We start from the raw sequence: 13,485 nt of genomic DNA on the forward strand, positions 1-13,485 counted from the left end.
TGGTTCACTTGGCAATAATCGGCTGCTTGGGGGCGATGGCAATGATTTTCTTGACCTTTCTGGCCGCTACTCCCCTAGTCAGGACTCTCGCTCATTTGGCAATAACACCCTAATAGGAGGTGCAGGTAACGATAGCTTGAGTGCTAGTGGTTCACTTGGCAATAATCGGCTGCTTGGGGGCGATGGCAATGATTTTCTTGACCTTTCTGGCCGCTACTCCCCTAGTCAGGACTCTCGCTCATCTGGCAATAACACCCTAGAAGGAGGTGCAGGTAACGATAGCTTGAGTGCTAGTGGTTCACTTGGCGATAATTGGCTGCTTGGGGGCGATGGCAATGACTACCTTACAGGTGGCAATGGCAATGATAGCCTAATTGGAGGATCTGGTAATGATACCTTTGTTTTCAATAGTTTCAATGAAGGCATTGATACTATTTATGACTTCAACGCAACCACGACTAATGAACTGATTCAAGTATCGGCTGCTGGTTTTGGTGGCGGGTTATCATTAGGTACACTCTCAGCTAATCAGTTTACCCTCGGAGCATCTGCAACCACTAACCAAGAGCGATTTATCTACAACACTGCTACAGGTGGACTGTTCTTTGACCTTGATGGCAGTGCGTCTGGGTTTACTCAGGTACAATTTGCACAATTATCTGCTGGATTGTCAGTAAGCAAAAACAATTTTGTGGTTGTTTAATCTTTCATTAGCGTGATTCAAGTCGCCAACTAGTACAGGGCGAACGCATCATGTCAATAAAAAACTTTTATTCTCAATAGACTCCAAAGCAGTCGCATTAATGCCTACTTATTGACATAGATTTAGCGATCGCTTTGGGGCTTAAAAAATAATCAGCCGCGAAATTCTGATTTTTTCGTTGGTTCTTAACCTTCGTTGCGATTAAGAGTAATTTAGATGCGTTTGCCCTGGGTCTTAAACCCTTTAATTTACGGTAAAAACCGACTACAAATTCTCTACTGGTTAAAAAGTGGACAAGTGTAGGACTTATGTATCAAATACGAAATGTAGGGGCAATTCATGACTTGCCCCTACGAGAAATCAAGGGGCTGAAAGCCTTGAAAGGGTAAGTCCTAAAGTGATAAGTAGGCAGGCGATCGCATTGGTCTGGCGCATAATATAGTAGCGCTAAACTACAACTCCCTTGACTTTTTGACTCAATGACCGCTTCTAATGATATTTGGCTACCTGCACCGACAGATTTAACTCTATTACAGGATGAGATTCATCTCTGGCGCATAGAACTTGACCAACCAGAACTACAGCTGCAAAATTTAGCAGCAACTCTTTCTGGTGACGAAATTGCTCGGGCTGAACGGTTCTATTTTCAGGAACATCGGCAGCGTTTCATCGCTGGTCGTGGTATTGTGCGAACTATATTAGGTCGCTATTTGGGTATCGGTCCGCTACAAGTGCAGTTTAATTATCAACACCGTGGCAAACCAGTATTAGCAGATACATTTGCCGATAGTGGACTGGAGTTTAACTTGTCTCATTCTCAAGGGTTGGGTTTGTGTGCGGTGAATTGCACCCGCCAAATTGGTGTAGACCTAGAATATATTCGCCCGATGTCTGATTTAGAAGCTCTTGCCAAACGGTTCTTTTTACCGAGAGAATATGAGATGTTGCGATCGCTATCTCTCAACCAACAGCAAGAAGTATTTTTCCGTTATTGGACTTGTAAGGAAGCTTATTTAAAAGCAACTGGAGATGGACTATCCCAATTAGAGCAAGTTGAAGTATCGCTGACTCTCACAGAACCAGCTAAATTACAAATATCTGAAGACTGGAGTCTTTTTGAACTAGTACCTGCTAACAATTATGTTGCGGCTGTTGCTGTAGAGAATTTTGGCTGGAATTTAAAATGTTGGCGGTATTAGTCATTTGTCATTTGTCATTTTTTATTTGTTATTTGTTATTAATTACTCTTTCTCCCCCTGCTCCCCCTGCTCCCCCTGCTTACTTATCTTCCTGCATATTTCTCACAACTTTTGTCACCAGGTTTCTGGGTACAAATCTGACGCATTTTGCCAGTAGTTTATTCATAAAACCTGGAATGACAATGGTTTTGCCCTTCATTAAGGCGCGAAAACCAATTTCGGCTACTGTTTTTGCATCCATCATTTTCTTGCCCTTGAGCAGCTTAGAGTCAGCCATTCCGGTTCTTTCATGAAAGGCAGATGCGGTTGAGCCTGGGCAAAGAACTGTCACAGTGACACCTGTACCTTCTAATTCATTAGCGATCGCTTCTGAAAAAGATAAGATATAAGCTTTGGTAGCAAAATAAACCGCCATCAACGGCCCTGGTTGAAAAGCAGCAGCTGAGGCAACGTTTAATATTTTGCCTTCACCTTGCTTTACCATGTGTTTCACAAATAGCTTAGTTAAATGAGTGAGACACACCAAATTTACCTGTAGCATTTCTAGTTCAGTAGCTAGGTCTGTTTCGTGAAATAATCCATAGATGCCAAATCCAGCATTATTTACCAGCACATCAACCTGAATATTAGCAAGTTGCAACTCTGCAAAAATTTCTTCAGGAGCGGTTGATATCGATAAATCCTTAACAATAGTTTTGACAAGATTTCCAAACTTTTCCTGAAATTTAGCTGCAATTTCTACTAATTTTAACCCGTTTCTGTCTACTAAGACCAGGTGGTAATCATGAGCAGCAAAAATACATGCTAATTCGTAGCCAATTCCAGCGGCTGCCCCAGTAATAAGAGCAGTTTGTTTGCCCTGAATTTGATGTGTTGTGTTCATGTAATAATGTTGGTGAATTCAACTTGATGAAGCTGCGTTGCATTTAGAGTGGTTGTTGCCCTACAATTAAGTACGCGTAATATCTGAATTGACAATAAATGTCTTAAGTTATTACCCTTTCAATTGCTTGTGTAATGCGTTGAATAGATGTAGCAATCCAAACGTAAATTTAGGATTTATGCATCGAAGAAGTTGGGCATTAAAAAAGTTTGGTTATTTCAAACTACTAGCGCTGGCTTTTGATTACCCACAAAACCAAGCAGGTAAAATCAAACTTTTATGCCCGACACTAACATTCTATCCTCAATTACTTCTGTCAAGGGGTGAATCCTAAAAATTTACATTATTGAGCATAAAAAAACAGGGCAATTATATTGCCACTGTTGATGTATGAGTTGTTGCTGGCATCTGAAATATTGGATATTCAGTAGTACTGAGTTTTAAAAAATGAACTAAATCAAATTATTTTGTAGGATGCGTTATGGCTTCCGTAACCCACCGAAACTATCCTGAATGGTGCGTTAGGTTACTAACACATCCTACGCGATTTGGGAATTATTAAGCGATATTTAAGAAACCGGTTTGAATCAAGTAAGCGGTGTAAGTCATAAACAATTGAGAGTCAATTGGAGGACAAACAATAGAACTGCCTACTAGTGCATTGAGAGTATCTTGACAGCTAATGTGGGGTCTTCTAGCTTGTAAGTATAAATCAGGAATAGTCAGTTGTTCATCAGACCAGCGTTCTAGCAAAAATGGTCGTAGAGTATATAAAGGATTCTCTACAGAAGACACATTATTGATTAACTCTGATTGCCATTTTTCGTAGGGAATCATATCAACTGAATAACCAAAAGAACGTATCCACTCAACTAATGTTTTCAAAGAAACAGGTTGGGGATGTTGTAAATTGAAAGCTTTACCTATGGATTCTTGTTGTCGTGATAGATAAACGATCGCTTTACTTACATAATCCACAGGAGACATATCTAACATATAATCTACATCAGGGAAACTTCCCATTTGTAGACAGCCTTTGGTCATCAAATTGATAAAGTCATGTGTGTTACAAATGCCTGTTTTGCTATCACCTGAAATCAGTGGTGGTCTATGGATAGTTACAGGAAGTCCACGGTCACGAGCAATTTTGACTAACTTTTCGGCTACCCATTTAGTTTGTGAGTAACCAAGATAAATACCTTCCCAATGATTGAATTCATCCTGTTCTTTAACAACCTTGCCAGCATAAGCTGTGGATTCAAACACAGCAACACTAGAAACGTAATGTACAGGCTTGACTTTAATTTGACATGCCAGCCTCAAAACTTCTTGAGTTCCTAAAACATTGGCTGCCTTCAGTGCTGAGTATGGAAAAACATAATTCAACAAAGCACCACTATGATATATAGTATCAATATTGGCCGCTAAACTTTGAAACTGTTCCGAACCAACACCTAACAATGGCTGAGATAAATCGCCGATAATAGGAATAATTCTGGAGTTAAATTCTTCTTGCCAAATTGCATACTGTTGCAGATTCTTTTGGAGTTTGCTTTTGCCTTCTTCGGCATTAGCAGCACGCACTAAGCAATAGATATCCGCATTGGTTTCTTGTAGCAATTCCCGGATGATAAAAGCTCCTAAAAAGCCTGTTCCTCCAGTCAAAAAGATGTTTTTAGGTTCACCCACAAGCAGATTAGATGCCGCACCAGGATGGATAGTGGGGTCAAGAACAGCCTCAGCACTTAAATCTAGAATTGAGGGTGCAGCGTTGGCATTAGAGGACGCTGCCTTTGTATCTTGAACTGGTGAACCATCTTGCACTTCTTCAGCTAAACGCTGTGAAAGAGCTTCAATATTTGGGTAATGCCATAGCAGCAAAGGAGATGGTTGAAAACCGAGCAATTTTTCTAAGTTGCTTACTAGAATCATTGCTTGGGCTGAATCTAAACCATAGTTTTCTAAATGTTCTTTGACATCTATTTCATCAGTTGGTACTTTTAGCAACTTAGCTAAGTTAGATACCAAAAATGTTTGAATATCGGCTGCTGTAAAAGACTGTTTTATAGTCATGTTTAAATCTCCGTTAATGTAGAAAGAACAGGATGATACTGACTGTAATAATCGGAAGCTTGCAATCCTTGAATTTTCAAATTTTGGACACGATACAAAAAGGCTGCACCAGTCATAATTTGATTAGCAACATCAACTACCCGACGATTATTTGGTTCAGACAGGTAGGAACCCCGTACCCAGTCATTGAAACCGCCCATTGCAGGGCCACACCAAATTTGATAATCTACTTCTCTACCTTTTTCACCAGAACTAGACCAACGAGAAGATAATCCTAAATACCAGCGGAAAATCAACGCCATTTTTAGCTTAGGATTATTAACGGCTTTCCCCAGTTTCTCAGGATTCTTTTGGGACAAATAAGCCGCTGTTCCTTCCCATACTTCAGCAATAGTTTTGCGAAAAACTTGTTTCTCTAACTTCTCTCTTTCTGCAAGAGGGATGTCTTCAATTGAGTTATAGCTGCGATAGAGTTCAAATAATTTCTGCGCTCGCATGGGAAACATTGTACCCCGTTTTAGAACTTGCAATTTGACTCCCATTTCAAACATATCTGCTGCTGGGGCCATTATCATATCAGCCATTTCTGCTTGGGCTAATAACTTTTTGGTATGTTCACAAGCCCCAGATTCAACGCATGATTGATTAATGGAACCAGTCATTATATAAGCAGCACCCATCATAAAGGCTGCTAATGCTGATTGTGGTGTACCAATTCCCCCTGCTACGCCGATTCTAATCGGTGTTTTGTAATGATATTGGGCTTGAATTTCATCCCGCAAGGCAATAATAGAAGGTAATAAACAAACCAGGGGACGGTTATCTGTATGTCCTCCCGAATCAGCTTCGACGGTAATATCATCAGCCATCGGAACTTTAGCTGCAAGAGTTGCTTGTAACTCAGTAATTAATCCTTGTTCAAGAAGTTCTTTGACAATTCTCGCCGGTGCTGGTTGCAGAAATTTTGTAGCAACTTCTCGGCGAGAAATTTTGGCGATGACTTTATTTTTGATTTGAATTTGATTGGCGTTATTTAAGCCCAATCCAGCAAGACGGTAATAAACAATGTTGGGGGTTAAGTCGAGAAATGCAGATGCTTCTACTGTTCTGACTTGATATTTGAGATATAAATCCACAGCCCGACGTTCAATCGCCGGTTCGTTAGGGCTGTGAATTAAATTAAATGCATAAGGCCCTTGAGGTAAAGCTTGTTGAATCCGATTTATGGCTACTTCCAAACGTTCTGGAGTTAAACCACCTGCACCAAAGGAACTCAATATTTGCTCTTTTCCAAGTGCAATGACCATTTCTTCGGAAGCAATTCCGCCAGCCATTGCGCCGGTAACGTAAGCATATTTTACTCCATAAGAGGAGAGAAAGTTGGGATCTCCAAATTGTTGGATGCGGATTGGGGCGGCAAATGTTAGCAGTTCTATTTGTGCTGTTGTGCCATTATCACCTGGGGATAAATATCCCTCATTTGTGACTCCGATTTTTCCGGCAATTTTCACGATGTAGCAGGGTTTATCTAATACCATCAATTTATTTTTGATGGTTTGTTGCTCAAAAGATACAGTTTCTAATGAACCTTTCCAAACTTGGTTTTTGTTATAAGACCAGGTGGAGAAGTTAAGGCCATTATCGTGTTTACTTAGTACCGTATCTACGGTTGTCACGGCAGTTATCCCTCGGTTTACAAACAATGGATGATAAAGTTGAAGGGTCTACGTTTTATTTTTTTAACGAACCGCAGAGGCGCAGAGAACACAGAGGAAGGGAGTAATACCAATTCTCTAGGAGATGCACGTAATAATTTTTAAACGAACCGCGTTCGCGCAGCGTATCGAGGAGAAGGAAGAGAAGGTTTAGAGAGAATTGGTATAAGATATTAAGATTCGTCGTTGAGCAAGTTTTGGGCGCAAGCTAGTTGCAATTGAATTATTTCGCTCATTTGTTGACTGTAATCTTGTCTAGCTTGTAAGAAGGTTGTGTGTGCTTTGGTTATTTTTGAATTATTAGCATTGAGCTTTTGATACTGGGTCTTATTTAAATCGAACATGCTGATGATGCTACTAATTTTTTGAGGAATTGGTTGTTTGATTGGGCTTGACTCAGAAGATTGTAATTGTTCTTTCGTTTCAAAACCGTTATCAATGATATTTTTCGGTTTTACTTCTTCTGGTTGAGTTGCGGATGGCAAGATATTTTCTGGGATTATCTCGTTGGAAGTGTTAAGATAATCTGTGATTTCAGATTGTTGGATGTTAGGTATATTTGGATGCTGTTTTTGGAAGCGTTCGCTCCTAATATCCACAACTAAATCTTCAACTATTTTGCGATTCTCGTCGCTCAAAATTGTAGCCGCAATTGCTTTTCCACCCAAGCTAACTGTTCTCAATGTTGCTTTATTTTGATTAGCGGTTTCTTGGGCTTTGCTATACAGTGGTGATAAATCGACGTTCACCTGATGACTGAGTAGTTTTGCTAATGCTTTGACTATTGAAGCATGGTCATCCATCCCTCGACGATTTAGAGAGATTGTGATGTGTTCTTTGTTCCCAAGAATTTTATCAATCCATCGGGAACAAACGCTACCAGCGCCCGCTTCTAAAAATATTCGCACGCCATCACCGTAAACACGATTAACTAATCGCGGAAAATCTAGTTCTTGGCACAATCCTTTGGCAATGTTGTGAGCGATCGCATCACTTTCAAGTACAATTGGTTGATAATCGGCGGCTGAATAAAAAACAATACCTGGGAGAGTTTGTGATGGTAAAGTATTTACTTTCTTAATTTCTTCGTACTGCGATCGCATCGCTTCACAATGTATCACATGATCGAAGGGAGCGGCGAAAGAATTACAGCCTAAAGTTGCAATCACTCGCTTACAAGCGGCATCTTCACCGGCGATTAATACTTCTTCTGGTGTGTTGATTTGAGTTAAGTAGACACGATTCTCATGTTTCAGACATTCTCTAATTTGGGATGGAGTAGCCATGAGAACATAAGTATTCCAAAAATTGTTGTTTGGTGAATCTGTTAATTCCCAATATTCACGCACAGCATTTTTTGGACCAGATAACTTATCGCCAAATAAAGGTGATGAGTTTAAGGTGTTACTTCCACCCTCAAAATCACTCCAAACTCCTTGGGCAACCATCATACTAGTTTCACCCAAGCTATACCCAAAAACGCATTGCGGCTTGACTTGAAAATCATCTCGAAAAATTGCTGTCATGTATCTAGCAAAGGCGATTTCGCTTTCAAACATTGCCAGTGAATCATCTAACAATTGCTTTTCGAGTGTTTCTAGTTGCCTGGTTGTCAATTTTGGTAAATTTCTAGGATAAACCAACTTTTCCACATCGGCAGCCCGGTTGTAGAGATTGTTACTTTTTAAGTCTTCAAAAACTTTCGGAAATAACCGGAAGACAGTACGACCAATGCCAATATAAGAATTGACTGCTGCGGGATAAACATAAGCAACTGCTCCAGTTTTACCCAATGGTTTTGCTGTGAAATAACTTCCTATTGGTGTTTGCCAATCTGTACCGTTTTCAAAAGCATTATTTACACCTTTGCGGGCGGATTCAATTTCTTTGAGGAGTTCTTTTGTGTTACGTCCTGTGATAGATAAGACGTATTTGGCATCAGATTGCTGTTGAAAATTAGCAAATGTCTCGCTGGCGGTAGCTGATAAAGAAGAACTCGCTTCTATGGTATGTTGGAGATTGTTGAGAAGATCGGAAATAGTGGTGCGTAGGCGTAGCCCGTCGTAGACATCGCTAACTGCAATAGGGAACAGATGAAAAGGCATTTGTTGCAAATATCTGTTGTCGCGCTCCTCTTGGCTGGGTTCCTCCGATAAGATTAAATGGGCGTAACTGCCATCTATCCCGATGCTATTAATTGCTGCTATTCTGCGTGTAGCATCTTTATCGACAAACCAAGGTCTTGATTCCATTGCCACATAGAAGGGGCTACCTGACCATACTTGCGGTGTTTTGACACCAGACCATTTGGGGGTGGCGGGAATATACCTGTAATAAAGACACAGAGCCGTTTTGATTAAGCTAGCAATTCCCGATGCTGTATAGGTGTGGCCGATATTGGCTTTGACACTACCCAATGCACAGTGCAAACCATTACCTACTTGCGGATAAGCTTGCAGTAAACCTGTGATTTCCGCTTCATCCTGCTGGGGAACGCCACTACCGAAGACTTCCACATAGTTAACCTCTGTGGGTTGAATATCTGCCATTTGGAAAGCTTGGTTGCAGACATTGCTAATAGCTGAAGCATCAGGTTTTACCAAAGTAGAATTACTTTGTGCAAAACTCATGGCATCAATTACTGCATAGATGCGTTCATTCTCTTGTTTAGCAGCTTCGTAGCGCTTAAGGACAACAGCACCGGCACCCTCGCCAACCGTCCAGCCATTAGCTTGCTGGTCATAACCCAAGGTATTGACACCCGTATTAATTGGGGCAAATTGGTTGCGAAATAAGACATTTTCCACACCACCAGCCAAATCTACCGCACCCACAACCACCGCGTCTACTTCCCCCGTAGCGAGTAGCATTTGGGCAACTTCCAACGCTTTGAGGGCAGAATTTTCGCCAGCGCTGACGGTGAATGCAGGGCCAGTGAAATTCCATAAAGCAGAAATCCGGCTGGCCATGATGTTGGCGATATGACTGACATATTCACCGATTTCTACTGGTTGGTGAATGCTATCTTTAACAATAGTTTCCAGTTGCGCCAATTGTTCAGCAGGTAAAGAAATTCCTTGGTTGAGTAAGCCGTCCTTAACTTGCCAAGATAGATTCCATCTTTGTTGTAGCTGATGTACTGAAAATTCTGTCTCAGCAGCGACAATCACAGCGACATTGCCGCCCTCTTGTAGTTTCGCATCTTTGAGGGCGCGATCGCTAACCTTCAAAAGCAATAATTGTTGTGGGTTTAATTTATCTATCTCATTCGGTGGGATTTTGCACGCTAAAGTATCGATTTCAAAATCTTTGATATATGCCCCAACTGGCGCTTTACCATCTGCCAAACCGTACTCTTTAAGTAAACTTTCTTGATTTTCTATACCATGCCATCTTTGAGGTGGTAGGGAAGTAAAATGTTGTGTTCCATCATAAATACTGCGTTCAAAAGCATCTAAGCCATTGCAGTTACCAAAAAAGGCATCCATGCCCACAATCGCAATTTTTACAGATGGAACAGGTGGAGTTGATTCAACTGATTCTGTTGTATTTCCTTGTTCTAAAATCAGATGAGAATTAGTACCACCAAAACCAAAAGCGCTAATAGCCGCCCGTTTAATTGGTGCATTATTATTCGGCCATGTCGTAGCTGTTCTAACAATTTTGTCGGCGAAAATTGTACTTTTTTCTGACGTTAAAGGTTCCGAAACATTCATCGTTGCTGGAATTACACCATGCGACATACTCAAAATCACCTTAGTCAAGCCAACCATGCCAGCAGCAGTTAACAAGTGACCAGTATTCGCCTTAGCAGAACCCACCAGAGGCGCAGCTTGATTTTGACCAAAGAATGTTTCTATCGAGTTGAATTCGGTTGTATCTCCTAATAATGTCCCGGTAGCGTGACACTCTAAATAATCGATGGTTTTGGGACTAAAATTTGCCTCATTGTAAGCTCGTTCAAAAGCTAAAATTTGTCCTTTCGGATTTGGGCTGAGTAAATGCTTACCCTTGCCATCATTTGAAAGCCCATTACCGCAAATAGTAGCGAGAATATTATCACCATCTCTAACGGCATCAGAATATCTTTTCAGCATCACCATTCCCACACCATCGGCGGGAATTAACCCTCTAGAGGACTTATCTAAAGGGCGACTGATGCCGTTTTCGGGATATCCTTGAACACCGGAAAATAACATCCGCACGAAAAGGGAATCAGCACAACTGATGGCTCCAGCTAACATCACATCAGCCTTGTGTGACCACAAGTAATGAGATGCTAATTTAATTGCATAGAATGATGACGAACAAGCAGCATCAAGACATAAATTAATCTGTGAGAGTGAAAAAGCTTGAGCAATTATAGATGCTGGTAAACCAGATATCAAAGCATTGTGAAAAGACGCTTTAGTTGCAGTTGGGATAGCAGCTAAATCAAAATTTTCAGCTTGCAAAAGTTCTCTGACAGCAGGGTTAATAGTTTGCTGGTAAATTGGAGAGAATAACTGGTTAGATAATTTGGTTGGGAATGACAAATTACCTAAAATTACGCCACATTTTGAGAGAACAGTTTGATTACCCCAATAACCACTGTGTACAATTGCTTGTTTAGCCGCATACAATGACCATTTGAAGGTATTATCTAAACCAGCAACAAGCTCTGATGGTAAATTGTATTCAGATGGATTGAATTGAAAATTGCGGATGTACCCACCTTTAATAGAATAGGTTTTGTCTAGTGTACCTTTAACTGGATTGTGAAAAATTGTTGGGTCTACTCCGATTTCTTCGGCAGTTGCAGAGGATGTCGAATCTTTTTGATTAACAATATTCTGCCAGTATTCTTCAGGATTTTTAGCATCGGGGAATAGACATGATAATCCGATGATGGCTATTTTTTCCACTGTTGATATGCTCCGAGTTTGGGTATTTAGCAAGAGATAATTACAAGGCAGGATTTACGCCGTTCCCCAAACTTTTAAGTGGCAAGTTATAGCAGTTCTATGTGAGTTGTAAAAATTGTTTTTTTACGAACCGCAGAGGCGCAGAGAGCGCAGAGAGAGGAATTGAGAGAAGTTTTTAGAAATGGTTTAGGATTGCTCTAGGTGTTGAGTTTTAAATTAGCTTCTGAGGAGTTTCATTGACCAAATGATGGCGTGGGCGTTGAGCATTCGGGAGTATATTTTACCTTGGCGATCGTGTATGATGAAATTTGCGATCGCACTACTCGGCGTCTTAGATTTTACTTCACAAGAAACGTAAAAAGTTTCGTTATGTGGTATCATCGCAAACTGTTCAAACTTTTCGACTTTTCCAGGTAAACAACCTTCTTGATGAAAGTGTTGTGTCCAAACCCATAAAGCATGCATACTCAAGTCAGTTGTGTAAGGATTCACCCATTGCACCGGGAATTGTCCTTGTTGCTGTGCAGTGAGTTCTGTCCAGAGACATTCTGTAGTAATTTTTTCAGGACTGATGTTTAAAACTCTTTTGATTTCTTGAAAACCTAGGCCGTGAAATAATGTAGCCTCACCATTTTGGTAAAAGTCTTTGCCAGTAGCGGTAATGATATTATCTTGTTCAAGATTGAGAGATTCATAGATGGGCGGAATAGGGATTTCTCGCTGGAGATTAAGTTGAGCGCTAAAATGAAAATGGGTTTTACCTTCGGGGTTTTTACTAGAAATTTTGGCTTTGAGTTCGATTTTTTCAAGATTAACTTTAGAAATTTCTTCTATTTCTAAAATATGTTCCTTCGCCAAGGTTTCATTAAAAGTAATCCCCTTCAAAACTTTGAAATCTTGGTAATAAAATAATCTATAACCAGGATATAATTGTTCACAGGCGTTGATAATCCAGGTCATTGCACAAGTTGCCGGTAAAACTGGAGAACCAGCAATCGTATGATCGTGTAAAAAAGGGTTGGCTTCCAATGTCATTTGGCGACGAATCCGATAAGTTCGTAATTCTGAATCTAACTCTGTAGCCATTGGAACTAGTGGACTACCAATAACAACTTGTGCGGTTGCATGATTGGCGTTACCCATTTCTTTAACAAGCATTTGCGCCCCAACTGCAATCGGAATTATTTCAATTTTTCGCTCTTGAAAAATCTTCTTTAACTCTGCTGTCACCATCCCACTATCCCAAGCGCCCCAATTGATAGCGACTACATGACATGAAGGATAACTTTGCTTAAATATATGGGCTGATTTGTTGAGAATTTCATTTGCGATCGCATAATCAGATTGTCCAGGATTTCCGTAAAAGCCGGTGACTGAAGAAAACAAAACTAAATGCTGAAGTTGATTAAGGTTGACGCAATTTAGCAGGTTTTCTAAACCTTGAACTTTAGCAGTGTAAACTTTTTCAAAATCTTGTTCTGTTTTCTTTTCAATTAACTTATCAGCTAAGTTACCAGCGCCGTGGATGATTCCGGTAATTGGGCCGAAATGTTGTACAGCATTCGCAAGTTTTTCTTGTAAAGCTTGGGTATCTGTAACATCAACGCTGATATATTCGGCTTTCGCCCCGGTTTTTTCAATTGCTGCTAGAGTCTTTTTAATTTCACGGCTGGAGGTAATTTTGTTATATATTTTTTGGACATTCATGGGTGTGGGCTTCTCCCCTTGAGAAAGAAGATTTTCCATGATGCTTTTTTTCAATGCGGAGTCGTCACAATTTTGAGCATAATCTGGCTCAGTTTCTAATAATTCGGAGCGACCGAGGAGAATGAATTTGCCGGGTTGCTGCTGGGCTAGTTTGATAGTACACTCAGCCGTAATCCCTTTTGCACCGCCGCTCACGACAAAGACTGATGATGGGGCTGTTTGTATCATAAATCCTCTGATTAATTCGTAATTCGTAATTCGTAATTCGTAATTAAGACAAGTTGTTTTTTATCTCTTTCTC

At 40.5% G+C, this 13,485-nt stretch carries 7 protein-coding genes; 2 read left to right on the forward strand and 5 right to left on the reverse strand.

What is annotated here, in order from left to right; all coding sequences use genetic code 11:
• A partial coding sequence (locus V7K73_RS14115) for a calcium-binding protein (RefSeq protein ID WP_334880905.1) occupies positions 1-703 on the forward strand: 703 nt, incomplete at its 5' end.
• A 479-nt stretch (positions 704-1,182) separates the two neighbouring features.
• Positions 1,183-1,902, forward strand: a complete 720-nt coding sequence (hetI, locus tag V7K73_RS14120) for a 4'-phosphopantetheinyl transferase HetI (RefSeq protein WP_334880907.1) — start codon at positions 1,183-1,185, stop codon at positions 1,900-1,902.
• A gap of 79 nt (positions 1,903-1,981) precedes the next feature.
• Here the strand turns inward: hetI and V7K73_RS14125 are convergent, their stop codons facing one another.
• From V7K73_RS14125 to V7K73_RS14145, 5 genes are all read right to left on the reverse strand, one after another.
• On the reverse strand, positions 1,982-2,785 hold the full coding sequence (locus V7K73_RS14125; RefSeq protein ID WP_334880909.1) for an SDR family NAD(P)-dependent oxidoreductase: 804 nt from the start codon (positions 2,783-2,785) through the stop codon (positions 1,982-1,984).
• Positions 2,786-3,343: 558 nt separating this feature from the next.
• Positions 3,344-4,858 (reverse strand): thioester reductase domain-containing protein, encoded by a 1,515-nt coding sequence (locus tag V7K73_RS14130; protein WP_334880911.1) that lies wholly within the window; start codon positions 4,856-4,858, stop codon positions 3,344-3,346.
• A 2-nt stretch (positions 4,859-4,860) separates the two neighbouring features.
• Complete coding sequence (locus tag V7K73_RS14135) at positions 4,861-6,534, reverse strand: PfaD family polyunsaturated fatty acid/polyketide biosynthesis protein (protein ID WP_334880913.1); 1,674 nt, start codon at positions 6,532-6,534, stop codon at positions 4,861-4,863.
• 212 nt (positions 6,535-6,746) lie between these two features.
• Complete coding sequence (locus V7K73_RS14140; RefSeq protein WP_334880915.1) at positions 6,747-11,477, reverse strand: PfaB family protein; 4,731 nt, start codon at positions 11,475-11,477, stop codon at positions 6,747-6,749.
• A gap of 216 nt (positions 11,478-11,693) precedes the next feature.
• Positions 11,694-13,412, reverse strand: coding sequence for an SDR family NAD(P)-dependent oxidoreductase (locus V7K73_RS14145; RefSeq protein WP_334880917.1), 1,719 nt, complete (start codon positions 13,410-13,412; stop codon positions 11,694-11,696).
• Between the last annotated feature and the right edge of the window lie 73 nt (positions 13,413-13,485).

Origin of the sequence: Nostoc sp., assembly GCF_036916975.1 — a bacterium.
Lineage (GTDB): Bacteria > Cyanobacteriota > Cyanobacteriia > Cyanobacteriales > Nostocaceae > Nostoc.